General features: G+C 33.5%; 22 protein-coding genes. 7 read left to right on the forward strand and 15 right to left on the reverse strand.

All coding sequences use genetic code 11. The features are described from left to right. Window positions 1–50: 50 nt before the first annotated feature. Together DK441_RS07590 and DK441_RS07595 are read right to left on the reverse strand one after the other, a co-directional pair. Complete coding sequence (locus tag DK441_RS07590) at window positions 51–1,496, reverse strand: sensor histidine kinase (protein ID WP_109098181.1); 1,446 nt, start codon at window positions 1,494–1,496, stop codon at window positions 51–53. A gap of 50 nt (window positions 1,497–1,546) precedes the next feature. Next, a complete protein-coding gene (locus DK441_RS07595; RefSeq protein WP_109098182.1) occupies window positions 1,547–2,296 on the reverse strand; it encodes a LytTR family DNA-binding domain-containing protein in 750 nt (249 codons plus the stop codon). Between the two features lie 229 nt (window positions 2,297–2,525). Between DK441_RS07595 and DK441_RS07600 the strand changes: the two genes are divergently transcribed. Continuing rightward, window positions 2,526–3,431, forward strand: coding sequence for a tail fiber protein (locus DK441_RS07600; RefSeq protein WP_109098183.1), 906 nt, complete (start codon window positions 2,526–2,528; stop codon window positions 3,429–3,431). Window positions 3,432–3,468: 37 nt separating this feature from the next. Beyond that, a complete protein-coding gene (locus tag DK441_RS07605) occupies window positions 3,469–5,721 on the forward strand; it encodes a S8 family serine peptidase (RefSeq protein ID WP_109098184.1) in 2,253 nt (750 codons plus the stop codon). Between the two features lie 1,032 nt (window positions 5,722–6,753). On the opposite strand, the gene folE is transcribed toward DK441_RS07605, so the two are convergent. Then, window positions 6,754–7,416: a GTP cyclohydrolase I FolE gene (gene folE, locus DK441_RS07610; RefSeq protein WP_109098185.1), complete on the reverse strand. Its 663-nt coding sequence runs from the start codon at window positions 7,414–7,416 to the stop codon at window positions 6,754–6,756. Between the two features lie 10 nt (window positions 7,417–7,426). Then, window positions 7,427–7,882 carry a MerC domain-containing protein gene (locus DK441_RS07615; protein ID WP_109098186.1) on the reverse strand — a complete coding sequence of 152 codons (456 nt, stop codon included), beginning with the start codon at window positions 7,880–7,882 and terminating at the stop codon, window positions 7,427–7,429. Window positions 7,883–7,925: 43 nt separating this feature from the next. Between DK441_RS07615 and DK441_RS07620 the strand changes: the two genes are divergently transcribed. The 4 genes from DK441_RS07620 to DK441_RS07635 all read left to right on the forward strand — a co-directional run bounded on the left by DK441_RS07620 (window position 7,926) and on the right by DK441_RS07635 (window position 13,619). After that, a complete protein-coding gene (locus DK441_RS07620; protein WP_109098187.1) occupies window positions 7,926–8,558 on the forward strand; it encodes an ABC transporter ATP-binding protein in 633 nt (210 codons plus the stop codon). 41 nt (window positions 8,559–8,599) lie between these two features. Next, complete coding sequence (locus DK441_RS07625) at window positions 8,600–9,757, forward strand: ABC transporter permease (RefSeq protein WP_160111989.1); 1,158 nt, start codon at window positions 8,600–8,602, stop codon at window positions 9,755–9,757. Further along, the gene (locus DK441_RS07630; protein WP_109098189.1) at window positions 9,750–10,193 is read left to right on the forward strand and encodes a hypothetical protein; all 444 of its coding nucleotides are present in this window, start codon (window positions 9,750–9,752) and stop codon (window positions 10,191–10,193) included. The genes DK441_RS07625 and DK441_RS07630 overlap by 8 nt, the downstream gene beginning before the upstream one ends. Before the next feature lie 264 nt (window positions 10,194–10,457). Beyond that, entirely contained in the window at window positions 10,458–13,619 is a 3,162-nt protein-coding gene (locus DK441_RS07635; RefSeq protein WP_109098190.1) for a CHAT domain-containing protein, read from the forward strand. On the opposite strand, the gene DK441_RS07640 is transcribed toward DK441_RS07635, so the two are convergent. Then, window positions 13,596–14,336 (reverse strand): tol-pal system YbgF family protein, encoded by a 741-nt coding sequence (locus DK441_RS07640; RefSeq protein ID WP_109098191.1) that lies wholly within the window; start codon window positions 14,334–14,336, stop codon window positions 13,596–13,598. The genes DK441_RS07635 and DK441_RS07640 overlap by 24 nt on opposite strands. Before the next feature lies 1 nt (window position 14,337). Continuing rightward, window positions 14,338–14,937, reverse strand: a complete 600-nt coding sequence (locus DK441_RS07645) for an RNA polymerase sigma factor (protein ID WP_025663157.1) — start codon at window positions 14,935–14,937, stop codon at window positions 14,338–14,340. Window positions 14,938–15,206: 269 nt separating this feature from the next. On the opposite strand from DK441_RS07645, the gene DK441_RS07650 reads away from it, so the two are divergent. Continuing rightward, window positions 15,207–15,431: a hypothetical protein gene (locus DK441_RS07650; protein ID WP_025663156.1), complete on the forward strand. Its 225-nt coding sequence runs from the start codon at window positions 15,207–15,209 to the stop codon at window positions 15,429–15,431. A gap of 463 nt (window positions 15,432–15,894) precedes the next feature. Here the strand turns inward: DK441_RS07650 and DK441_RS07655 are convergent, their stop codons facing one another. The 9 genes from DK441_RS07655 to DK441_RS07695 all read right to left on the reverse strand — a co-directional run bounded on the left by DK441_RS07655 (window position 15,895) and on the right by DK441_RS07695 (window position 25,119). Continuing rightward, complete coding sequence (locus DK441_RS07655; protein ID WP_109098192.1) at window positions 15,895–16,977, reverse strand: DUF563 domain-containing protein; 1,083 nt, start codon at window positions 16,975–16,977, stop codon at window positions 15,895–15,897. A gap of 189 nt (window positions 16,978–17,166) precedes the next feature. Then, window positions 17,167–17,985, reverse strand: a complete 819-nt coding sequence (locus DK441_RS07660; protein ID WP_200822834.1) for a hypothetical protein — start codon at window positions 17,983–17,985, stop codon at window positions 17,167–17,169. A gap of 12 nt (window positions 17,986–17,997) precedes the next feature. Beyond that, a complete protein-coding gene (locus tag DK441_RS07665; RefSeq protein WP_160111990.1) occupies window positions 17,998–18,951 on the reverse strand; it encodes a DUF5829 family protein in 954 nt (317 codons plus the stop codon). Window positions 18,952–19,300: 349 nt separating this feature from the next. Next, the gene (locus DK441_RS07670; protein WP_160111991.1) at window positions 19,301–19,789 is read right to left on the reverse strand and encodes a hypothetical protein; all 489 of its coding nucleotides are present in this window, start codon (window positions 19,787–19,789) and stop codon (window positions 19,301–19,303) included. Window positions 19,790–19,836: 47 nt separating this feature from the next. Next, complete coding sequence (locus DK441_RS07675) at window positions 19,837–20,277, reverse strand: hypothetical protein (protein ID WP_235015728.1); 441 nt, start codon at window positions 20,275–20,277, stop codon at window positions 19,837–19,839. A gap of 66 nt (window positions 20,278–20,343) precedes the next feature. Further along, window positions 20,344–21,705 carry a DUF3526 domain-containing protein gene (locus DK441_RS07680; protein ID WP_235015729.1) on the reverse strand — a complete coding sequence of 454 codons (1,362 nt, stop codon included), beginning with the start codon at window positions 21,703–21,705 and terminating at the stop codon, window positions 20,344–20,346. 65 nt (window positions 21,706–21,770) lie between these two features. Further along, window positions 21,771–23,177 carry a DUF3526 domain-containing protein gene (locus DK441_RS07685; protein WP_109098198.1) on the reverse strand — a complete coding sequence of 469 codons (1,407 nt, stop codon included), beginning with the start codon at window positions 23,175–23,177 and terminating at the stop codon, window positions 21,771–21,773. Then, the gene (locus DK441_RS07690; RefSeq protein ID WP_109098199.1) at window positions 23,174–23,890 is read right to left on the reverse strand and encodes an ABC transporter ATP-binding protein; all 717 of its coding nucleotides are present in this window, start codon (window positions 23,888–23,890) and stop codon (window positions 23,174–23,176) included. Before DK441_RS07690 ends, DK441_RS07685 begins: the two co-directional genes overlap by 4 nt. Window positions 23,891–23,901: 11 nt before the next feature. Continuing rightward, on the reverse strand, window positions 23,902–25,119 hold the full coding sequence (locus tag DK441_RS07695; RefSeq protein WP_109098200.1) for a GTP-binding protein: 1,218 nt from the start codon (window positions 25,117–25,119) through the stop codon (window positions 23,902–23,904). Window positions 25,120–25,152: the final 33 nt, after the last annotated feature.

Here is a 25,152-nt window from a genome sequence, read left to right on the forward strand (position 1 = left end):
AGATTCAGGTTACAAGAATCAAGGCTACATTTCTTATATAACTAATATGTTTATGATATGGGAATATTAAGAATTACCTTAGTTCCTTTAGAATTATGTATAGATCCAATATTTTCAAAATCGAGATTAAAATCCTTTAAATTATTTTTAGAAAAAAGCTCCAACCGTTCTCTTGTGATATCAATACCCATTGATTTATGAGTGCGATGTCTCTTTTTATTTACAGAAGCAGATTTTACCATTCCCACACCATTATCTTTAATAATAATATTCAATAAGGTATCACCAAGCAATGAGATAGCCAATTCTAGATTTTTTTCTCCACTCTTATTTGCAAGTCCATGCCATACTGCATTTTCTAAAAAAGGTTGCAATATAAAAGGAGGTACTTTAATCGAAGTTAATGATTGAGGAGGAGGATTAATTTTTAGATCAAAATTGATCTTATTTTCAAATCTTAAGTTTTCTAAAAAGAAATAAAGACGTGTGATTTCTATTTCTTCTTTTAAAGTAACCTCCTCTAACCTAGAATTGTTTAATATATTTCGAATTAGTTTTGAGAATTTATTCAATTGTTCAATAGAATCTTCTTTTTTCTCGCTTACAATCGCTCCTTTTATAGAGTTTAGAGTGTTGAATATGAAATGAGAATTCATTTGACTCCTATATACTCTAGATCTTAGCTCATCAATCCTATTTTTGAATTTCATTTCTAATTCTTTTCTGGTCAAAATTTCAATTTCAATAGATTTCTTTTTTACTTCCTCCTTCAATGTAAAGTTATGACGTTCTATGAGTTTTTTATTTGTTTCGAGTTGATGAATCAATCCTTTTTGATATCTTCTTTTCTGTAAAAAAACCACATTTATTTGAACTCCTAAAGCAATTGCAAAAAATAAAAATTCAATAAATACTCCAACTCCCAAAATAAGCATTGGAGGAGTATTAAGTCTATCGGTAAGGTCAAAGTAAAAAGAAACAAGTATCGATAAACCATACATCACAGATCCCAAAGCGATAAAGTTTTTAGCAGGATTATCTAATTTCATTGCCCGATATAGCATGTAAATTGACACTGGGAGATATAAAGGGATAAAGAAGTAAAGTGTAAATTTTATAAAGAGAGAAGTTAAATTTTTCAAATCATTAGATAAAAAGAAATAATTGACTAAGCTAAAACTCAAAAGTATTAAAGCCAGCATCCAGATGTACCGTTTGGTGAAATTATCCAGTTTAGGATTTTTTTTTTCCAAATTAAAAAATGTCCTTATAAATTGTGCATATAACAAACTCTCTATAAGCAGTACAGGCCAATTCATTATAATAATTAAACTATATATTGATTCAGGTACAGTAATGTTGTACATAAATTTAAAAGACAAGTATATATTAAGAAACATTGCATACAAAGAATAGTATAGGAAACTTAGTTCTTTTACTCTAATATAGGTAATAAGTGTAATAATTGTTAGCAGAGCAATAGATCCTATAATCATTCCAAAAAACAGGATATAGATTGTATTGAAATCAATTTCCAAAATGCAATTTATTTTAAAATCAATTCAAGTAAGTTTTGTTTCTTACTTCGCGAAACAGGTATATTCTTCCCATTATGAAGTATAACTTCTCCTCCATCGCCACGATGGTATTCTTTTATAGCATTAAGGTTGATAACATAGGATTGATGTATTCTTAAGAAATTGTTATGAGGAAGTTGTAATTCAAATTGTTTTAAATTTCTAGAAATACAATGTTTTTTTCCACTACTCATAATTACATAAGTATAACTACCTTCTGATTCGCAATAAAGAATATCTTCCGAATTTACCAATAGAATTTTTTTGTCCATTGGTAAATTTATTTTAGAATTATGCTTAGTTGGGTTTATAAAATTCTCTTCCATTAGAAGACGTAAACTCGCTCCTAGGCTTTTATTTTGTTTGTTGGATAATACTTTCTCAATAGCAATACACAACTCTTCTTTTTCGATAGGTTTTAATAAATAGTCAATAGCACTTGCTTTAAATGCTTTGACGGCGTAACTATCATAGGCTGTAGTGAAAATGATATCGAAATCTTTACTAGTGATTCTTTTGAGTAATTGAAAACCATCTAATTCGGGCATTTCTATATCCAAAAACAAAACATCAGGTTTCAATCCATTGATAATGTCAATTGCTTCTTCTGCATTCTTTATAGTACATAGTATTTCTACATCCGAACAATGTGTTTCCAATTCCCACCTTAGAGCATCAATTGCAAGTTGTTCATCATCTACTATGATAGCTTTGAGCATAAAACTTAGTTAAGTATGTGTTATGACTAAAATAGAAAAGAATACAATTTACAAATATTAAAATTAATTATTCCCCTGATTTATATCAAATATCTCCAATTACAAATTCATTCCTGCCCAATATAAATTATCGTATCGAAACTAGCCTTGTAATCCTAAACTTTACGCTAGTAAAAAGTCTGTTACATTCTTATTTGTAAAATATTTTCAACTCTTAAAGACAACTATTATGAAAACAAAATTTTTATTATTCGGATTCATTGCATGCCTAACATTTTGTAATGCTATTGCGCAATGGGGAACCAATGGAGGTAATATTGCGCACACCAATAGAAATGTTGGTATCGGTACAAATAATCCTCAGCAAGAATTACATATCATAAAAAATGGTAGTAATGCAGATTTAAGACTTCAGCGAAGATACAGTACTCAAACAGATTTCTTCTCAGGGAGCAACAAAGCGGGAATCTGGAGCTATGGAACAAAATCACTTGTTTTTGGAACAGTGGCTAAAGAAGACATGAGAATTAATTGGTTGGGAAATATAGGGATAGGTAGTACAAACCCTAAAAGCAAACTGCACCTATACGGTGCTGGTGCCACCAGTTTGAGACTTCAATCCAGCAGTGGATTTGGTTCTACCAATATTCAATTTTGGAGTGATCCACAGGGTAGTACTAATGAATGGCGCCCAGCATATATTAAATCCACAGATAATGGAAACTTTACTGGTGGGCTCGCCTTTATAACAAATGGTACAGGAAGCGCCAGTAAAACTGGCTCAGTCGAAACTATGCGATTGGTAAATGGTAGAGTTGGCATCAAAACTACCAATCCAGATGCTGAACTGACTGTTAGAGGTAGAATTCACGCTCAGGAAGTATTAGTAGATCTCAATGGAGCTGTAGCACCTGATTATGTTTTTGAATCCAACTATCATTTAAGAAGCTTAGCTGTTACCGAAAAATATATCCAGAACAATAAACACCTCCCGGAAATCCCCTCGGCTGCCGAGATGGAAAGAAATGGTGTTGAACTTAAGGCAATGAATCTTAAACTTCTTCAAAAAATTGAAGAGTTAACGCTTTACATTATCGAGCAAGATAAACGTATTAGTAAATTAGAATCTAAATAAAGAAAATAATCAATAATCCTAATTAAAATTAATAATAATGGAACGTATATTAATTAAAGTGATTTTATCTTTATTGTTATTTTCTATTACTGGTTATGGACAAAATCAACTAGATAATTATTACTACTATAAAGGAGAAAAGGTATTTCTTGATATAGATACCAAAACGATATCTATTTCATTTGAAGGAGAAAATTCAATTAATTCTTTAAAGAATAATTCAAATGAAATTTCAGAAATCATTGAAGATAGGACTAGAGCAATTGTAGATGTTATTGGAAATAGCGCAAAACAACGAAAGAATATTAAAGCGTACTATGTAGAAATCTCTGCTAAAAGAGAATTGACTAAAAAAGAATATGTTAGTAAAATTGAAAACTTTAAAAAGTATAATAATACTTTAATGGTATCTCCTACATATAAAACTAAAGTGGGTAAGCGTATAGGCTTATCAAATAATTTTCATGTAAAACTAAAAAAAGCAAAAGATGTTGATATTTTATTTAAATACGCAAAAGAATTCAATGTAGAGGTTTTAGGTAATAATGAATTTATGCCTTTATGGTTTACACTAGCTATTAGAACACCTCAAAACTTTAATGCTTTAAATTTAGCAAACATTTTTTATGAGACAGGATTGTTTGAAAATACAGAACCAGTATTTATGCATCATGATTTGCTAAATTCTAATGACCCATATTTTAATGACCAATGGATGCTAAAAAATACAGGTCAAAGTGGAGGTGTTTCTGGGATCGACATGAATATAGAACAGGCTTGGGGAATATCTACTGGAAATAATATAAAAATAGCGGTAATAGATGAGGGTATAGAGCTTAATCATCCAGATTTGGCAGGAAATAGTTATGGAACAGGGTATGATGCTTCATTAGATGAAACACCCTCAATAGTATGGGGACCTCACGGTACCGCATGTGCAGGAATCATAGGAGCTGTAAAGGATAATAACAATGGTATAGCTGGTGTCGCTCCTAATTCCAAATTAATTTCTATTAGCTTATGGTTATTTACTACTACCAGTCAAACGTTAGCTAATGGTATTAATTGGGCATGGCAGAACGGTGCAGATGTTATTAGCAATTCATGGGGTGGTTTAGCTCCATCAAGTGTTTTAGATGATGCGATTTCAAATGCTTTGACAAACGGAAGAAATGGTTTGGGAAGTATTGTTGTTTTCTCAAGTGGAAATGATAACGAGAATGGTGCAGCATACCCATCTAACTCTAACCCTCTTATCCTTTGTGTAGGAGCAACTGATAGGTGTGGTGTAAGATCAGGTAGAATAGATATTATTCCTCAATCCTGCGACCCATGGGGACCCAATAGTAGAGCAGGAAGTAGCTATGGTACTCCTCTGGATATTGTGGCTGGGGGAACAAGCATTTCAACAACAGATAGACAAGGGGATGCACCAGGACCTGTTTTATTGATAGGTGGAGATTACAACCCTCCATCTCATTCTTCAAATGACTATTCTAATTATGATTATACTAGAGGATTCGGAGGAACCTCTGCTGCTTGTCCATATGTAGCAGGAGTAGCTGCATTAATTTTAAGTACTAACCCAGATTTAACAGTTAAGAGTGTAAATGATATTATAGAAAAATCTGCTCAAAAGATAAGAACAGATTTATACTCTTATTCTAACACAAGCATACGCCCTAATGGGACTTGGAATAATGAATTGGGTTATGGGATGGTAGATGCCCATCAAGCTGTTTTATTAGCTCAAAATAGTGATTGTATAGGTAATTTAACAATCACTCAGAATGTAAATATTGGTCAATCAGACATTCGAGAAGTAACAAATAGTATTACTGCTACTAATATCATTTTTAATAACGCAACTGCAGTATACGACGCTGGAAATAGAGTTCGATTAAGACCTGGATTTCATGCAAGAATGAGGTCGTCTTTTAGAGCCCATATTAATGGTTGTGTTATAAGAGCTCCTACAATAGAAAAAAAGGCAGAACCGGAAGTTATTGTTGTTTATGAAAAAAGTATTAGTAAACCATTAGATGAATTCCAAAAAATAAAAATATTTCCAAATCCAGTAAGAAATATACTAACTATTATTAGTGAAGAACCAATTTTATCATGGGAGTTAAAAAACAATATGGGAAAGCTATCAAATCAATCTAAACCTAACAGAAAAACATTTTTAAAAGATCATATTAATGTGAAATCTTTAAATTCTGGATTATATATTTTAAAAATTAATATGACTAATGGTGAAACGGCATATAAAAGAATTATAAAAAATTAGAACAATGAAAAAACTACTTTTATTAGGCTTTATGATAAGCCTTTGCTTAACTGCTTACCGACAAAATATTAATTTTCCAGGTTCTAGGGTTGTCTTATAAAATTAAGGTTGAATCCCTATAGTTTTTTGTGTAAAAAAGAATCAAACGACTAATACTCACAAATAGAGCCTATATTTAAATAAATAACTTGAATTCTGGATAAGCTCATCCAGAATTCAAGTTAAAGAAGATACCTAGAGAGCCCAACGAAAAGAAATATGGGCAGATAAAGGCTATAAAACTTCAGCTAATGATGGGGGATTTCAAAATAAAAAGGTCAAAAATAGGATTCAAGGCAAAACATATCGTAATAGACCCTTAAGCAATAAACAAAAGCCCAGGAATAAGCTTATTTCCAAGTAACCCTAAAACAATAAAATTCTTTTTTGAAAATACTGAGAATAATATTCTTCTAAAATCTGAGATCTTTGTAATTAGTGACGAAATAGAAACTATTTCAGAATACGCTCTTTTTATGAAAAAGTATAAAAAGTGACTGCTTATTGGTCTAGAGCATGATATAGCTTGGATTCTAGAAAATATATCCAAAAATTACAGTTCTAACCTGAATAGACTTTCAATATTATTACAATTTAAAGAATAACATTTTCCCATATCCAATCTAAGCTGAATTATCCAGCATGTGAATGTTATAAAAACAATAAAATTTTACCCTAGTATTTAGGATAAGGTTTTAGTATTAATGAAAGTAAATAAGAGTATAACTATTACAAAGCTATTAATACTATAGCATGGTTTTTTATAAATGCCTTTAATTCAAATATATGGTTGATGGAATGGTTAGATATTTCGATCTCTCCCGCTACTAAAAAAAGCTTCACAGAAATGTGAGGCTTTTTTTATTGAAATTAAGCAGAGAACCCGAGAGGGCTAAATACAAGTACAATATATATTGGATGTTATATCTAAAAATAATCCATACTGCTATTTCACGGTGTTATAGGAAAGTTTGAAATTAACCAAAGAAAAAATCACTCATTGTTTTTTTTAATAATCCCAAAAAACTCATTTCGTAGAGAAGGTTCTATAAATTGGCCTCCATACTCAATCGTAGTGGTAAAACTACTTTTATCTTTAATTCCTCTAGAAGAAACACATAAGTGTTTAGCATTTACTACGACAATAACATCTTTGGTATCTAAAGTTTGTTGTAAGTCTTTTAGGATTTGCAGACATAGTCTTTCTTGTACTTGAGGGCGATGTGAGTAATAATCGACTAACCTGTTAATTTTTGACAATCCTACTACCTTGTTTTTTGGAATATACCCTACATGCGCAGTACCAATTATGGGCAAAAAATGATGCTCACAGGCAGAATCAATAGTAATATTATGTTCTACCAACATTTTTTGATACCCGTACTTATTATCAAAAGTTGAAATTTTTGGGCGGTTTTTAGGGTCTAAACCATAAAAAAGTTCTTTTACATACATCTTGGCCACTCTGTACGGAGTTCCCGAAAGACTATCATCTGTTAAATCGAGCCCCAACTCTTTCATTATTTCAGAGAAGTGATGTTGAATGTTTTTGATTTTTTCATTCTCAGATTTTTCAAAAGCATCCTCTCGCAAAGGAGTTTCTACGTTATTAGAAATATGTGCATCTCCTATCAATTCTATTTTCTTTCTATTCATTTTACGGGTACTAATTGGTTTTACAACATTTTTGTTTGCATTGACAGTATTTTAGATTGTAGAAATGTAAAACCACTAATAATAGAGATGCTACAAAAATGAGCGCTTCTGGTAGAGAAATTAAAGGAAATTTTTCATTTATAACAATAACGAATAACAGCAGCCAACTTATCCAAAAAGCATATTTCATTTTGGGTTTTGAAGTAGTTTTAACAGATCTACTGATCGCTATAAAAGAAAATCCTAAAAAAATAATGTCTAAAGACTTCCACCAAACGGGATGTACATCTTGTAACATTACCGAACCAGTATGAGCTATGAAAAGAAAAGGAGTGATTAAGCAATGCGCCAAACATAAGCTACTTGCTACAATTCCTAAAGTATCTGAGTTATTACGTATGTGAGATATCTTCAAAAGAAAAATGTATTTATGGGCAAAGATAGTATTATTTAATAAATGCAACATTGTTGCTTTAGTAATATTTGTCTATTTTTGAAAAAATCATTTTATGATACGAACCAAATCTCTTCAGTTTACCTATAGCGATACAAAAAATCGTACTTTTTGTTTTCCAGATATTGATTTGCCTTCTAAAGAAAATATATTGATTTTAGGGCCTTCAGGTGTTGGTAAAACGACATTATTACATCTTTTGGGAGGTCTTTTACCTCCCAAAGAAGGAGATATTTTTATTGCCAATACTTGTTTAAATAAACTTACCCGAAAGCAATTAGACTGTTTCATAGGGCAAAATATTGGGCTAATTTTTCAACGAGCTTATTTTATCAAATCTTTATCCTTACTTGAGAATTTAACGCTACGCGAGCGACTTTCCAAAAAGAAAAGTGATCGTTATCGAAGAGAAGAATTAATCACACAGTTAGGGCTCTCAGATCTTCAAAGCAAAAGAGTGTATCAATTAAGTGAAGGACAACAACAGCGACTTTCTATTGCCTTAGGGGTTATACATAAACCTAAAGTTATATTAGCAGATGAACCTACATCTAATCTGGATGATACGAATTGTGAAAAAGTTATTTCTCTACTGAAAAAAGAGGCTCAAATCTGTAAAAGTAATTTAGTGATCATAACTCATGATAAAAGAGTGAAATCACATTTTGATAATCATATAATTTTATAAAATTGTTATATCTGGCTTACAGAAATCTGATTTCTAAACCTTTGAATACTATTTTGAGTGTTTTGCTATTGTTGCTAAGTATTTCGCTAACAACTTTTGTTTTGCAAGTAAGAAATCAACTTAACCAACATTTAGAAAATAATACTAAACCATTTGATATGGTTATTGGTGCTAAAGGAAGTCCGCTACAACTTGTGTTGTCTTCTGTTTTGCACATTGATGATCCTACGGGTAATATACCATTAGACGAAGCCTTAAAAATTACTAGAAATCCTATGGTTAAAGAAACGATACCTGTTTCTTATGGAGATAATTATAGAGGATATAGAGTTTTAGGTACGTCAAATGAGTATTTGGCTAAATATGATGCAACCCTGCAAGAAGGAAAGTTACATGAAAAACCTTTTGAGGTAGTTATTGGAAATGAAGTAGCAAAAAAAATTAACCTACAAATAGGAGATACTTTTACCAGTGCACATGGTTTAGCCGAAAATGGATTAGAAACTCATGATGAGAAACCTTTTATGGTTACTGGAATATTAAAACCAACAGGGGCTATTATTGATCATCTTATCATCACTAATCTGCAAAGTATTTGGGAGGTACATGAACATAACGATGAACACAATCATCATGAAGAAGAACACGAAGAACAAAGAGAAATAACCTCTTTACTAGTTAAATTTAGAAATCCTTTTGGGGCTTTGCAAATGTCTAGACGTATTAATGAAAAAACGACCATGCAAGCGGCACTCCCCAAATTTGAAATCGAGCGATTAATGAGGCTTTTAGGAATTGGCTTTCGTACAATTAATGGTATTGCTATTGCAATATTGCTGGTAGCTGGCCTTAGTATATTTATTAACTTAATAAAAACGGTAAGAGAAAGAAAACAAGAATTGGCTTTATTGCGTACCTATGGAGCCAACACTTTTCAGTTGATAAAATTGGTCTTTTTAGAAGCTCTTTTTTTATCTCTATTAGGATCTATTTTAGGATGGTTTTTAGGAAGAATAAGTATATGGTTTTTTTCAGTTTTTACAGAAAATATATATGGATACCATTTTGTATTTAGCTTTCCTACTAATAAAGAACTACTCATATTGATACTAGTGATTCTAACCACCTTCCTGGCAGCAATTCTGGCCTCATTGCCTTTATTTAAATTAAATGTTTCTAAAACAATATCTGATGCATAAAATAGCCTTTCTAATCCTGTTTTTTATAGTAACTAAATTCAATCTATTTTCTCAAGAAAAATTAACTTGGCGCGATTTGGCCGATGTAAAATTTTATAATGTTTACAGTGCAAAATATGATGATATCTTTCTAAAACCAAGATTCGGGCCTATTATAAAGTCATATAAAGGTGCTCAAATTCGTATTAAAGGTTACTTTTTAGATTTTACTATTGAAGAAGATGAATTTTATTTGATTTCTAAAAATCCGAGGTCTTCCTGTTTTTTTTGTGGTGCAGCGGGTCCAGAAAGTATTGTTGAAGTTATTTTTAAACAAAAACCAAAGTATAAAACAGATCAAATTGTAGAGGTTACTGGTATTCTTGAACTTAATACAGATGATGTAGATCACTGTAATTATATACTAAAAGAGGCGACAGGAAGGTTGATAAATTAAAAAAATAAGTAACTAAGTAAATATTCAATAAGCGATTACCTCAGATAGTAAGTTGATTATGAAATTATCATAACTTCTATACCTTGTATGCTCAATTTGAGAGCCATTTTTCAGGATATCATCGACACTTTCAAATAATCTCAATACCTCTCAGATAAAATAAGTTGAGTCGTTCTTTTAAAGACAGATTATGTAATCAGTTTTTGACGAAAAATACTTAATTAACTAAATTAATTACTTTTGTTTTCTTTCAAACACAAACTCATGTCTCAACTCATTTCACACATCTTTTTTAAAGCCTTATTGATCTTAAGTATAATTTTATATAATCCCATTTATGCTCAAAAGGCTGACGACATTGATGAGGCAAATAGGTTTTTCAAAAAAGGAGATTCTTTACTGTATTATAGAAATTTTAAACTAGCGATTCAAAATTATGAAGAAGCTAAACAAATTTATGAAAGGAATCAGGATTGGAATCAGGTTATAGCATCTCATAACAAGCTTTCTGAAAATTATATGTATACATTTAATCTTCCCAAAGCTTTGCATCACGCAGAGCAAGCCTTACAAATTATAGAACAAAAAACCGATGTTAACCCAAAGCAAAAGGCCAGGGCTTGGGATAATATGGGGGCTTATTATATGAAAGGTAAATCTGATCTGGATCTTTCGTTAGAATATTTTGAAAAAGCATTTCAATTAAGATCCGAAAGCTTTACAGATGAAGATGAGGACTTTGCCAGATCTCATTATAATTTTGGTACTGTCAAAACATATAAAGGGCTTTATGAAGAAGCTATGGATCATTTTAACAAAGCAATTGAGATCAGGAAGAAAAAAGCGAATGAAGATCCGATCGAAATAGCCGAAATTTATAGACAAATGGGCAATGCACTTTTTGAGCAAGGATTATATGACGAAACATTAGTATATCTTAAAAAAGCATTGGCCATAGCAAATAAAATTTACAAACCAGATAACTTTTATTTCGTAGATCTATACAACAATATCGGACTGATGTATAGCTATAAAAAAGAAGAGAATAGAAGTTTGGAGTATTACATAAAATCTCTTCATTTAAGCGAATTGCAATTAGGAGTTGATCATCCTGATCAGGTACGTATGCACTATAATATTGCGAACATATATTATTTTCAGAAAAATAACGATAAAGCGCTGTTTCATGTAGATAAAACCATAACAATAGGGATCAAGGCTTTTGGCGAAAATTTTCCTAACCTTGCATTGCCTTATAGCCTCAAAGGACTGGTGATAAGAGGAGAAGAAGGAATTATTTATATCAAAAAAGCACTGGTTTTAATCCGTAAAGTATATGGAGAAGATAATGTACGAACAGCTTATTTTTATACATACTTAAGTGAGTTATATCATGAAATCGGTCAATATAAAAGAGCAAATGAATATGCTCAAAAATCACTTGATATTCGATTAAAGGTTTTTGGGGAGCATAGTTTTTATACTGTAGAATCCTATATTATGATGGCAACTTTTGAAATCGATAAAAAGGAATTTAACAATGCATTAAATTATTTAGAAAAAGCAATTACAGCAAATAAACAACTTAAAAGTAGTGGGGTAGGAAATTACGGAGAGTTTGATATGTTTTTAAGTCTAACTCGATTGTTGAAATCGCTGGAGCGGAAAGCATTTACGCTAAAATCAATATACGAAAAAGAAAACGATCCAAAGATTCTTGAGGAAAGCATAAATACATATGAAAAAGCTGGTCGATTGGTAGAAACAATCAGGAGAACTCAATACAATAAAGAAGATAAGCTAACTTTTGCTAAGGATGTAAAAAATGTTTTTTACGGGGGTATTGCTACCCAATTATTATCTGATGCTGGAAATGAGGATGAGAAGATAGAAAAAGCTTTTAATTATGCAGAAAGAAGTAAGGCAAACTTGCTTAAAGAATTGTTGAATGATGCTAATGCCAAAGGATTTTCAGGATTGCCCGAAAAGCTCCTGAATCTGGAACAAAGCTTAAGAAAAGAGTTGGCAGATGTTAAATCTGCTTTTTACGCTACAATCGGAAAAGAAAATACAGATCAAACCAAAGTTTCTGATATCGAAAGTAAGATTACCGATATTTCCCGTCGTCAGGATTCTTTAAAAGAAGTACTCGAAAAGAAATATTCTAAATATTACCAATTAAAGTATGACAATAACACGCTATCCATCAAAGAAATTCAAAAACGATTGCAAGAAAACACTACGCTTTTGGAATATTTTATGGTAGACAGTACATTATATGCTTTTGTAATAACAAAAAATGATGCCGGGATTAAAGAATTATCGATTTCTGAAATTGATAAAAAAATTGAAGCCTTCAGATCAAGTATTTTGCTTAAAAACAAAGTAGAGTATAAACGATTAGGATACGCATTGTTTAATGAACTTTTAGCTCCGATAAAGGACCAAATAATTGGTAACCAGTTAATAATCATTCCAGATGAATCTCTATGGCATCTTAACTTTGATCTTTTGTTGACCTCTGATGTAAAAAAAGAAAATAATAGTGAGTTATCATATCTAATAAAAGAATATGCTGTTAGTTATGCTAATTCAGCTAGTTTGTTGTTTGATGAAGGAATTTATAAATCGGTAACAACATCTGAGATTCGTAAAGAATGTTTGGCATTTTCATTTTCAAATGAAGACTCATTATCTGTAGGCAATCAAATGGATCTTGAAGTCCTAAGAGATGCTCATGAGGATTTACCAGGAACAAGAAAAGAGATTAAAAAAATTGCCACTATAGTTAAAGGACGATACTTTTTTGGTTCACAGGCGATCGAACAAAACTTTAAAAATAACCTTTCAGATTATAATGTTTTACATCTGGCGCTTCATGGTGAAGTAGATGATCAAAACCCCGAGAATTCCAGAATTTATTTTACCAAAACTAAAGATTCATTAGAGGATAATATTTTATATAGCCATGAATTGTATGCATTGAATATTCCTGCAGAATTGACTGTGCTAAGCGCCTGTAATACGGGAATGGGTAAAATAGCCAAAGGCGAAGGTGTTTTAAGTCTTGGTACTGCGTTTCAATATGCAGGAACAAAAAGCCTTTTACTAACTGGTTGGGAGGTGTCAGATAAAACCACTCCAGAGATAATGCAGAATTTTTATAGTAATCTAAGTCAGGGGATGAATAAAGCAGAAGCCTTACAACAAGCTAAGCTAAAATTTCTACAAACCACTGATGTGTTTACTCAGGATCCGGTGTATTGGGGAGGTTTTTATCTTGTTGGTAATTATGATGCTATAGAGTTTGAAAAACCTATCCATATGAGTTGGATATTCTATGGATTGATTGGATTAATCACGTTGGGAGTATTTTTTTATATGAAAAGAAAATCAATCAAATCATTGTTTCAATCGTATCTCTGAAGTAAAGTTGTTAGGTATTTTAAGGTATTTTCTGGCAGATTCAAGATCGTTTAGATCAAGATAAATTAATCCTTTATACCATAGAGCTTCATTTAATAATCTTCCTGTTGGATGATTGGTCAAAGAATCCAGAAGCTGTATAGCCTCTTTAGACATACCTGTTTTATGAATGGATAAGGCTCGAATCAATAGGGCATCTTCATAATATAATGAAGAAGGATCGTATTTTTCTAAGGTTTCAATTGCAGATAAATAATCTTTCTTTTTATACAACTTAAAAGCATCGATCACTACTTTTTTTTGGTTGAATTCTTTTGTATTTCTTACCTGATAATCACTAAAACCTACATTCTTGTTCCAGGCATTTTTGGCTAGTTCATTAAGATTGCTTTCTTGTATAGGTAACATAAAATACCAGGAAGAAATGAGTAATAAAAAGATGGCAGCAATACCCGCAATCCGTTTCCAGGAGATCTTTTTATTCGAAGCCTGACCTTCAGCAATTAGCTCCTTCCATTTTTTGGTGCGTTGCTTTTGATTCGCATTAGGGTAGTTTTTGTCAATAAGATTAATACTGTGTTGGTACTTTTTAGCCTTAGTGGCAAAAATAGGGTCGTCCTGAAGCCTTTGATCAAATGATTCCATTTCCTTCTCTGAAAGCTCCAGATCAAAATACCGGGTAATCAATACGATGTCTTTATCCTGTATCTCCTTCATCTTAACGTTGTTTGAGAGCCATTAATTGATCAAATATCTCATAGACCTTTTTAATAAGCCTTTTTTTACAATTGTATTTTGCTTGCACTAGTGCTTGATAATTAACATACCCTAGTTGTTCTTGTAAATCTTTTAATTTTGTATCAGAATCTATTTCTGTTTGCATAAGGGTTTTGCATTTTTGAGATAAGCTATCCAACGCTTCTGATAAAGCTCTTTTTTGCAGCCATTCTATTTCCAGATTTTCTAGAGAATCATTAATGTTATTATTATGATCATTAAATTTTTGATCTTCAGAAATTGTTTCTTTTAATACTACAGAATTCCAGGGGTGACGTTTCGAAATAAGCCAATTGTTTTTACACATCACAAAAATATAACCAATGCTATTTTCTGGTAATTTTTCCTGAAGAACTACAAATCGTTCCCAAAATTTTTGCATAGCACCAATAAAAATATCTTCGGTTTCTTGTTGGGATTGGGTTAAGGATAAAAGTTTTGGTTTTAGCTGCTCAAAAAGATCTTTAACAAATCGATCAAAAGGCAATTCGTTCCCTTGTATTGCTTGTTCGATAATCTTTTTCAGCTTACTGCTATTCATATCAAAGGGTAATTTCTTTTAACCAACTTTTATCACCAAAAATCAGAAGGGATAAAAATAATCAAAAAGAATTTGAAAAAAATTAAAAAAATGCCTGTTATGTTTTTTGATTCCTGCATTAGTAATATGTAAGCCATTGAGTTTTATGCTTAATGTATTGTAAAACTTGGGGATAACAAATTGAATACGGTGTAAAAGGGAATTGACATAAACCTTGAGTGTCATTAAATGTTCGGGGACTTAATCATTTTTTTTAATTATTATTATTTATGAAAAAATCATTGTTAAACTTAGGAAAAGCACTTAGTAAATCAGAACAAAAAAATATCCACGGAGGATTGCGAGGAAGTTTTGGAACTTGCGGTTGTTCTTCAGAATATACTTTAGAAGGTGGAAACGGTATAGAGTGTTCATATGAGCCAACTGGAGCCGGTGGTTTTCCTGGAGCAAGATGCTACGGTAGCGTTCAGAATGGAATGTGTTGTCCGTATTAATAACATTTAATGACTTTGAAGTATGAAAAAATCAATGTTAAATTTAGGAAAAGCTTTAAGTAGAGAAGAACTCAAGCAAATCAATGGTAAATCAGGTGGATATTATTGTCCTGGAGGAAATAGTCCTGCAAACGCACCAAGATGTCCTGTCCCTTGTTTTATGGGCAATTGCTTACTGTAAAGCTTATATACAAGAGCTCTGATTTTGAGCTCTTGTTTTTTTGTGTTTTCTAAAGATCGACATGCAATTAGCGAGATCTTGTATATTTAAAGTATGATCACATCTACTACAAAACGATTTTTGGTTTCATTATTTACCTGGATAGGTTTCCCATTTCGATATAAATAGTCATATATCATATTCCATTTTAGGGACTTATTCTATAAACGGTCTAAATCAATCTCTTGTAGCGTTTACAGCCTTGGTTTTTTAGACTTAGTTAAGTCCTTTCAGCCAAAATTATTACCTAAGCCACGCTATTAATGTATTCAAAAAAACATCTGGTGGCATATAAAAATTACTCTTAAAAATGACAGATGTCGAAGTAATGGTCTGCTCGTTATCTGTAGTAGGTAAACCCCTGATACAACTATAACTGTGTGAAAATTGTGATGCCAGCCAATAGTAAACGGCTTTATAAAAGTTTCCTGGGAATAATTCAAGTATTTTAACATGCTCATTTTTGCAATGTATCATATTCATAAGCCCTGCACCATGTAATCCGATAATATGAGTAGCATTGGCAAATAACTTAACTTGCTCTGCAATGGTAAAGTTCTGTGCGTCTATTATTTTAAAATTATTATTTTGAGCAATGCTTTCAATTTCCAAGGAATTTACTAAACCTCTTCCGTAGATTCCTCGGCGGGTAATAAATATTTTATCAGGAGAAGCAACAGTGTTTTTTTTGTAAGGCAATTCATCAAGCAATGGCTGAAAATTTTCATGTTTGCAGGTTATATTTTGAACAAAATAAGTAGCATCTTCAATTTCATAATATTCGTTTTTAGCCTGAAATATCCAATTACGATTGAAGAATTTTGGGCATAACATGCTAAATTGCTGAAAAAAAGTACTTGATCTTAATTCTTCAGATACAATAACAGGAATGTCGCGTGATACATGTAAACGATCAAGTAGTGCTAATCGTCCGGCAAAATCATTCAGAAAATGAAAATAGTTGGTGTAATTTTCTGATAACAAAACAGCCTTGTTTAGCGTTACCCTTTTTTGCCGAGAATAATGAGTTTTTGTAATCGCTGGTTTGAACTGGTCAAGCACAAATTGAGCATAAGGATAAGATTCTGCAATCAACTGAAAATTTTCTGAAAGAGCCCACCCAAAAGTAGGCTCTATAATACATTTTTCTGTATAAACATATAGAAATTCCTGTTGTTCAATACCAGCCTCTTTTATCATTTGGGTGTTAATTGCCGATTCAAATTGATCATATTTCAAATCATCAAATGGCTTGGTTAGCACTTGATGCCGCATGTATTTAGACATAACATGCTTAGGTAGAAATTCAAGGGTTGGATTTTCCATGCGATTATTTAATTACATTGTTTCACTTTTTTGTAACTGTAAAAAAATAAATGATAACGTTTTTCATTACCATTAAAAGTCTCGACGTTTAAGAAACGTAAATAGGTCTTTATTCAAATGCGATAATTTTGCATTTCTAAACTAGGAATATCAATGATTTACCCATTCTCCAACAGATAAGCCGTATTATTATTCTTTTAATAGTACAGTACGAGTGACTTTATTGAAAGGACCAGGAATTAGTGTTCCGGTTTCATCCAGCAATTCTAATTGAATACTAACTTCTCCTATTGGAAGCCCTTTGATAATCTGCGGGGCCCATTCTGTAATGATAAATTCTTCACCATTAATAGTAGCACGAACTTTATGTCCATCTTTAGAAAGAGTGGTGTTCAATACAAAAAAATCAAGTAATAAATTCTCAGCATCCTTACCGGTATATTCTCCCTTAGGACGACTGTAGATAAGGGTTGGAGCTTTCATATCTAACCCTAGAGAATCTTGGGGATTGGTACCAACCATAAGTTTTCTAACCACTACCGAGTTTGTATTTTTAACCGATTCATGGTACGAACGGCTTAAGAAAGCAACCAAATGATGCACACCATCGGGGATTTCTTTTTTAAAACGCGGTTCGTAATGCGCCGAGTAGGGCTGATTATCCAAAATAAAATGAATATGTTGTCCTTTGCCCGAATTTGCCAACTTTAGAGAATTTGGTCCCTGGGTTTGAGCACCTAATTCATAATTCTCTAAATTAAACGCAAAATCCATATCACCTCCCTGAGAAATTTTTATGGTTTCAGGTAAATCCAAAGTGAGCGCAGCATTTGTATAGACCGGAGAGTTTTCTAATTTTTCTATGGTGATTGATTGTTGAATTTCTATCGATTCTTCAACAGACGGGGTTGCAATTTCTTCTTCTGTAACATTTTTCTTTTGTTGTTTACACCCTATTAAAGTAATAGACAAGGATAGGATTAGGGTAGTTAAATAATAAGTTTTCATTTTTATCTGATTTTAAAAGTTATTTTTATGAAGGTTATCAAAATTCCATATAGATTCTTTCCCTTTGTTGACAATAGTGACATTTCCCAGATTAATTACACTATCGTCAGCTCTATTTAAATGACATCGTATCTGGGTGATTTGGCTATATTCAATCTTATTAGATGTCGTAATTTTTATAATTATATCTCCTCCATCAATACTAAGCATGTGACCATCTTTTTCTAATAGTTTGCATCCCAGATGATATAATTCTTGTGTAATACGGATGTAGTCATCAGTAGTACAAGTCATTGCAATCGATTTTATACCGTTAAAGAGCTTTTGGTTTGCGTAGTTAGGCTTTAAAAACGCTTCACGAGAATAAAAAGGATGATGTTTTTGGTAAAGACTATCAAGAAAAATAGGATTATAAAAAGCATACCAGGTATGTAAAGCAGTGCCAGGACTAGAGGTATAAAACGCTTTGAACCAAGTCTCTTTTTGTTTACTTAATTCCATATCTACAGTTTTTGTAGCATTAAGAAACCGAGTGTTTTCTACTTTTAGCTTTGGTTTAACGCCTAAATGAAAATGTTCATCATCATTCTTTAGAGTAAAACCTACGCCACTTTTTCCAACAGGTTCGTTGAATACATTGTTAGGCCCTAAAATTTCTATATAATGTTTATGTCCTCTTAGATAACACATAGGTGTATCATTATCTATTGGAGCAAAAGAAGGAAGTCCTTTATCTAATGCTCCATAAGTTTTGCCCCATCCAATATCTTTTGTTAAACTAGAGTATGAGAGACTATCCAGAACTATATATAAATGATTCAACATTATCGCAGAAACATGCTTGCCAAAGGCCGCATCAATCTTTTCTCGATCAATTGCAGATGGGACGTGCTTTTTTTGTACTTGATCTTTACAGGAAACTGAAAACATCAAAAGAAAAAGATAAAGAGCAATTCGGTTAAACATGATTAAAACTGTATTAAAAAGTGAGTTTACTGATAATTTATTTTTTGTCTTAAAATATATTCTCAACCTCTACTGCCTTTAGCATAAGATAGTGTAGGTCTTTCGAGGTCATTTTATTTAAGCTTTATTTTCATTGATTTTAAATTTCAGTTTTAGACTTTCTGTTTTCAATGACTTAAGTTCAAAAAATCGGACTTGTTTAATTTCTCATCAACATCCAATACCTACCATCGAAATAATGATAGGTATTTGGAAGCAGGAAGTTGTCTATCTCGTTTTGTACGGCAAAGAGAATCTTCATCTAAAGCAAAAAGACTAAAAACATGAGTTTTTCATTTCATATCGTTTTTTAATTAGCCATCATCCCATCAAATAATTTTGCCCTATTTAAAACATCTCCAGTAGTTGTAAAGTTTTTATTAGAAGGTTCATAAACAAGACTATCTACACCTATCCCATTACGTAGCAATCCAATCCCTAAAAGTTCGGTATTAAGAAGACGTTCTCTTTGCTGGTCAAGGTGTTCGCCTATAATCATTCTCGATTTTAAGAAAGAGCCTTTCTGTCGTTCTATCCTGGGAGCAATACCAGTTTTCAATTGTGCCAAAGATCGCTCCACAGGAAGGTGCAATGGCGTCTGCCAATCGAGCAATGCCCCCTGGTAGAAATCCCCATCAGCCTTGGCGACCAATGTGATATAATCTATCCCCTCTTTGTTTATTAGCTTATAAAGATTATACTGGGTGGATTCATCGAACTCAAGAAAAACCCCCAGGGCAGTATAAAAAAAAGAATTTCCTTTATATCTTTCCCTGATTACAGGTTCTATAAAATCCATAGGACAAACCAGAAAAAGGGTTTTTTCTTGCCGTTTACCAAAAAAAATCATACCGATGCCCCAGGATTATAAGGTAGGGAAGAATGATGAACGTCTATCTTTAATTTTCCAGAAGGATCAAGAGTATAGCCAAAGGTATATTCAACCTTGACCTCCTGTCCATCTAGGTCGGTAAAGTAATAGTTGCCCATGGCCAAAGCTCTTTTTTCTTCGAGTATCATAACTTCGTTTTCAAAGCGTACTTTGGTCCACGGTTGAATAGCAAAACCTCCATCCTCTGGGTATAGATCGTTTCCTGCAATAAAATATGAAAGTGCCCCTTCCTTATCAGGCCTAAATTGAATGACCGATGTTTTGGTAGGCTTGAACAGTACCTTTTTTTTATCAAAAGCATAGCGTTCATCCAGAAAATTGCTTGTAAAACGCTCGCATTCCTCTCTTTGATCTTTTTTAGCACCGATCTCGACAACCCCGTTGCCCCATTCCATTTGTGCTTTTTGTACTTCTTCTTTAGTAATCATTATTATTTTATTTAAAAATTGAACATTATTTTCTTAATTGAGTATACCTTTTGTTTTTAGATGTTTCGAACTGAAAAATCCAAGGCCAAAAAGTACGATGGATATCAGGTAGAGTGTTAAAGCCACTGGAATCAATTGATATGAGGCCGGGCTATATTGAAACTTTGGTAATGTAGCATAGTCCTTCTGCGCAAACTTTTTATTATTGTAAAGAAGGGGGACAAAATATTCCCGCCAATTTCCTGCAAAGGCGATGACCTGTTTTCGGTAATTTTCGTAGTCTTCTGTAGAAGTTCCTGCCAAATGGTTGAATGACTCCTGAACAGTGATTGCCGGAGATATCCATTTGAATTTATTCATCCAGTCTTGTTGTTTTTGTAATTGGTTCTCAAAAGAACTTACTACCGGTTCTAATTCTTCTTTGACCAACTGTTGCGAAGCCATATAACTGTGCCAAAAAGACCTCCTTTGAGAGGTGTCATTAATTGCATACTCTGGATGGTCACGTAAATAATTGTCAAGGATTTCGTCCTGTTTTTTGGTGACTTCTGCTTTCACTTCACGCATCTCATTGACCATGAGGGTACGCGACGGCATAGGATAAAGGGTATTTCCTAATTGGTTTAATACAGAAGGAACCAGTAACACAAATAGTACCCAAAGCCCGAGCATTGCTACTGCATTTTTGGCCGAACTACCTACCCATAGGTTGACCAAAAAGGCTAGAGTAAACCAAAAGAGCATATATCCCAACACCAAAGTGAATAGCCCTAAAACTAAACTCCTTTGGCTTAGGATGTCAATACCGATGATAAGAAAAACAAGTGTTAAAGCTGCAATGACCAAAACCGACATCCAGAAGAAACGTAATCCCAGTTTTTGCATTACCCAATTGGGAATACCAATGGGTTGTGCGGCCAGCAATCGCAGTGCACCACTTTCTTTCTCGGCAGAAAGCACGTTATAGGAAAAAGCAATGATCAAAAGAGGTAGTAGATATACAATCACAAATGCCAGGTCAAAACTGCCGAACAGCAATTGCACAGGACTGGTCATTTCGGTAAAATTTAAGGCAAAATCATCGCCTGTTGCCGTTGGTTTTACAAAATGGGTAAAAAGATCTGCCTGGCCCGTTGATACAAATGCCATAGGTTGAGGCTCCATGGCAGCTACTCTGGGATGATAATTTCCTACAGCCATTGGGCTTGTGGGTAGAGTCCACCGAGAAGCACTTACTTCCATCCCACGTTGTACCGAGTCGAGAAGTTTTAACATTTCGGCATCGTTTTCCCGTAATTCTTCTTGTGCCTTTACAATGACATTTTTACGCTTCTCTACTTTTTGTTTTCCATTAAAAGCCGAAAAACCAAAGAGAAGCAATAATATCAAACTCAAGAGCTGTATCCATCGGCTACGGAGCAACAGCTTTAATTCATATTTAAAATTGTAACTGAACATACTTATAAATTTTTAGGAATGAAAAAAAGGAATCCAAAAGAACCTAAGAGCCAAAACCCCATGACCATAAGGTTAGAAGTATTTTGCTCTAGAATGGCTCCGAGTTGAGGAGGAGTGTAGTTAAAGTCAGGTAACTGTTTCCAGGTTTCGGCATCTGCTTGGTATGCCCAATTACCGTATTCTGAGTTTTTAGCAAAATTACCATTCAAAAATTTTTGAGTAGCGATGCGATAGTCCTCTGCAGCATCGGCAAAATCCCAATGCGTGGCATAATCGGTCTGGGCAATGGCCATACTCAAAAATCGTGTAGGAAGATAGGGAGAGAGAAGCGCCAAATTCCTGTATACATCCGACTGCTGCTCATATTGATTCTTGAGATGATTATAGTGTTTTAGATAGATCTTTGCCTGGTGTTCCTCACCTTTTTGCATTCTATAGGCATCATAGTTAAAGGGAAGCTGAGATAAGCTATCCACACCGTATTCTTTCAATATTTTTTGCTCTAGAAGTTTAGCTTCCTTGTTCCAGGGATTATGACCATCGAGCCCGGATTTTTTGTCTTTTAAGACATTTGCCGTAAATTCTTGTCGTGTTGGGTAGGGATATTTGTTTTCGGCAAAGTTACTTGCCGCTTTTGGTGCTGCCAAACAGGCGATGATCCAAGCACATAGGGACACTACTAGTGAGATACCTGATTTTTTAGTTTTGATAGAAATTAACAGTACCAAATTGATAAAGATAATATAGTAAACTACATATATCACAAACAATAAGAACAATGATTCCCATTTGAACACCCCAAAATCTTGTAAGCTAGACAATAGGATACCTGCTACCAGGAACAGAATAGCTGTAATTAACAAAATAGGGAAGAAAAGTGCCATCCATTTTCCCCAGATCCATTTCCATTGGGAAATGCCCTGACTCTTGAGTAATGTTAAGGTACCCATTTCACGTTCTTTGGTAAAACCGTTATAACCCAGAAGAACAATGAGTAGGGGAATGATAAAGAGCAACATAAAATCTGGTGTCAAATCTCCAAAGCGAGCGAGGCCTGTTTGATCTGCCGCTGCGCTAAATTGTGCCTCGTTACGTTTATGAGCCTCCAAAAAAATGGAGGTACCTGTATATTTATCTACACCTTGATCTACTAACGAAAGAGGATATTTTGGTTTAAAGGCATAAGTACCATAATGTGCTGCAGAATGTGGGTTCTTTTTACCTTGATTATCCCAAACCTCACGTTCTGCCGTTTTAGCAGCAGAGTACTGTGCGTTTACATTTTGGTATTGTTGAGCACTGATCCATACCGCTACACTTAATAAAAAGAATACGATAATTAAGGAGATGCGAACGCGACCGTCACGCAACAATTCCTTGGTTTCTTTAAGAAAAGTTTTTGTTATCATGATACTATTTCTTTATAGTCCATGGTATCGAGATATACCTTTTCTAACTCGGCAAGGGAGATATCGTCGGATACAAATTGTTGCCGTAATTTGCCATCTTTCATGATACCTATATGAGTGGCTACTTCTTTGGCACGAAAAAGGTCGTGTGTCGCCATTAGGGTGGCTATCCCCTTTGATTTTAACTTGTGCAACAGCAATCCAAACTCATTACTAGCCTTGGGATCAAGACCAGAAGTGGGTTCGTCTAACAGCAGTACTTTGGCATCTTTGGCCAAGGCAATAGCGACTCCTACTTTTTGGCGCATACCTTTAGAAAATGCAGCGATACGTTTGTCAAAGGCTTCTGTCTGCAGTCCCGCTTCTTCCAAAAAGCCTTTTAATTCTTTTGTCGAAAGCTTTTTTCCTGCTATTCCAGAAAAATAATCGAGGTTTTCCAAAGCGGTTAAGCTTGGGTAAAGCATCAGATTCTCTGGGATGTAAGCTAAGAAACGCTTGGTTGCCTTGGGATTTTCCTGTACGTCTATTTGGTTAATAGAGGCATTGCCCGAGGTTGGTGTCGTAAAACCTAGCAAGAGGTTGATTGTGGTAGTCTTTCCGGCACCATTAGCTCCGAGAAGACAATATATTTCACCTTCTTTGATTTGAAGATTCAATTCGTTTAGAGCAACGTGTTCGTTGTATTTCTTTGTAAGATTGTTAATATTGATCATAATACTATTATTTATACGTTTGAATCTTGATAGCTTGGGATGGGCCAATTATCGATATTAGAGAACTCTCCTGTTTTCCAGTCTAGTACCTCCTCATCGGTAAGTAAACATTTTTCAAGTTGTAGGGTTATCGCGGTAACATCGAGATGCTGCCCAATAAAGACCAGTTCTATCTTTCGATCCCCGAAAGGGTTTATCCAATCTGACTCTATTAATTTTTGGTTATCCAGAAAGGAAGGGTAGCTAATTCGTTCTGCAAATGACATAGATGCCCACCATACCCCAGCGGGGTCAATTTTTGTAGAACCTCCTGCTGTACTCCAGATTAGGGCTTGATTACTACGAGAGGCCAACCAAAACAGGCCTTTACTTCGAATAATGTTTGAGGGGAAATGGTTAGAAACATAGTCGAGGAACCGTTCTGGGTGAAACGGTTTTTTATTACGGAATACAAAGGAACCAATACCATACTCTTCGGTTTCAGGAACATGTTCATTTTCGAGTTCCCGTATCCAACCTGCAGAACTTTCAGCTTCTTCAAAGTTAAACAACCCTGTATTGATAATTTCCTGTAATGCTATTTGTGAATTTTTAGTAGGAAATATTCTGGCTCCTGGATTTAATTTATGAAGAATATCATACACATTTTTTAATTCTTGTTCGGTAACCAGATCTACTTTATTGAGTAAAATCACGTTTGCAAATTCTATTTGATCGGTAAGTAGATTTACAATCGTACGGTCATCGTTCTCGATATTAGTAAGCTGTCTATCCGATAGATATTGGGCACTCGAAAAATCTTTCAAAAAACTATATGCATCTACTACAGTAACCATAGTATCGACATAACTGAAGCGACTTAGGTCGATACTGCCGTCCTCATTGGCAAAACTAAAGGTTTGAGCCACAGGAATAGGTTCTGAAATACCTGTACTCTCGATAATTAGATAATCAAACCTGTTTTCCTTAGCTAATTTTTCGACTTCTATCATCAGGTCTTCTCGAAGGGTGCAGCAAATACAGCCATTGCTCATTTCTACAAGGCGTTCCTCTGTTCGAGAAAGGGTATTTTCATTTTGTACGAGCTGGCTATCTATATTGACCTCACTCATATCATTGACAATCACGGCAACTTTTAACCCTTCTTTATTATGTAAAATATGGTTAAGCAATGTAGTCTTGCCTGCACCGAGAAAACCACTCAATACAGTAACGGGTAATTTTTTCATGACTAAAAAAAATTAAATACTAAAAATGTTGGA

The organism is Aquimarina sp. AU58 (assembly GCF_900312745.1).
Classification (GTDB): domain Bacteria; phylum Bacteroidota; class Bacteroidia; order Flavobacteriales; family Flavobacteriaceae; genus Aquimarina; species Aquimarina spinulae.

Coding starts and splice junctions, on each gene's coding strand:
- DK441_RS07590 (WP_109098181.1), bottom strand. CDS start 1,496: ATGATTATAGGATCTATTGCTCTGCTAACAATTATTACACTTATTACC.
- DK441_RS07595 (WP_109098182.1), bottom strand. CDS start 2,296: ATGCTCAAAGCTATCATAGTAGATGATGAACAACTTGCAATTGATGCT.
- DK441_RS07600 (WP_109098183.1), top strand. CDS start 2,526: ATGAAAACAAAATTTTTATTATTCGGATTCATTGCATGCCTAACATTT.
- DK441_RS07605 (WP_109098184.1), top strand. CDS start 3,469: ATGGAACGTATATTAATTAAAGTGATTTTATCTTTATTGTTATTTTCT.
- folE (WP_109098185.1), bottom strand. CDS start 7,416: ATGAATAGAAAGAAAATAGAATTGATAGGAGATGCACATATTTCTAAT.
- DK441_RS07615 (WP_109098186.1), bottom strand. CDS start 7,882: ATGTTGCATTTATTAAATAATACTATCTTTGCCCATAAATACATTTTT.
- DK441_RS07620 (WP_109098187.1), top strand. CDS start 7,926: ATGATACGAACCAAATCTCTTCAGTTTACCTATAGCGATACAAAAAAT.
- DK441_RS07630 (WP_109098189.1), top strand. CDS start 9,750: ATGCATAAAATAGCCTTTCTAATCCTGTTTTTTATAGTAACTAAATTC.
- DK441_RS07635 (WP_109098190.1), top strand. CDS start 10,458: ATGTCTCAACTCATTTCACACATCTTTTTTAAAGCCTTATTGATCTTA.
- DK441_RS07640 (WP_109098191.1), bottom strand. CDS start 14,336: ATGAAGGAGATACAGGATAAAGACATCGTATTGATTACCCGGTATTTT.
- DK441_RS07645 (WP_025663157.1), bottom strand. CDS start 14,937: ATGAATAGCAGTAAGCTGAAAAAGATTATCGAACAAGCAATACAAGGG.
- DK441_RS07650 (WP_025663156.1), top strand. CDS start 15,207: ATGAAAAAATCATTGTTAAACTTAGGAAAAGCACTTAGTAAATCAGAA.
- DK441_RS07655 (WP_109098192.1), bottom strand. CDS start 16,977: ATGGAAAATCCAACCCTTGAATTTCTACCTAAGCATGTTATGTCTAAA.
- DK441_RS07660 (WP_200822834.1), bottom strand. CDS start 17,985: ATGAAAACTTATTATTTAACTACCCTAATCCTATCCTTGTCTATTACT.
- DK441_RS07665 (WP_160111990.1), bottom strand. CDS start 18,951: ATGTTTAACCGAATTGCTCTTTATCTTTTTCTTTTGATGTTTTCAGTT.
- DK441_RS07670 (WP_160111991.1), bottom strand. CDS start 19,789: ATGGATTTTATAGAACCTGTAATCAGGGAAAGATATAAAGGAAATTCT.
- DK441_RS07675 (WP_235015728.1), bottom strand. CDS start 20,277: ATGGAATGGGGCAACGGGGTTGTCGAGATCGGTGCTAAAAAAGATCAA.
- DK441_RS07685 (WP_109098198.1), bottom strand. CDS start 23,177: ATGATAACAAAAACTTTTCTTAAAGAAACCAAGGAATTGTTGCGTGAC.
- DK441_RS07690 (WP_109098199.1), bottom strand. CDS start 23,890: ATGATCAATATTAACAATCTTACAAAGAAATACAACGAACACGTTGCT.
- DK441_RS07695 (WP_109098200.1), bottom strand. CDS start 25,119: ATGAAAAAATTACCCGTTACTGTATTGAGTGGTTTTCTCGGTGCAGGC.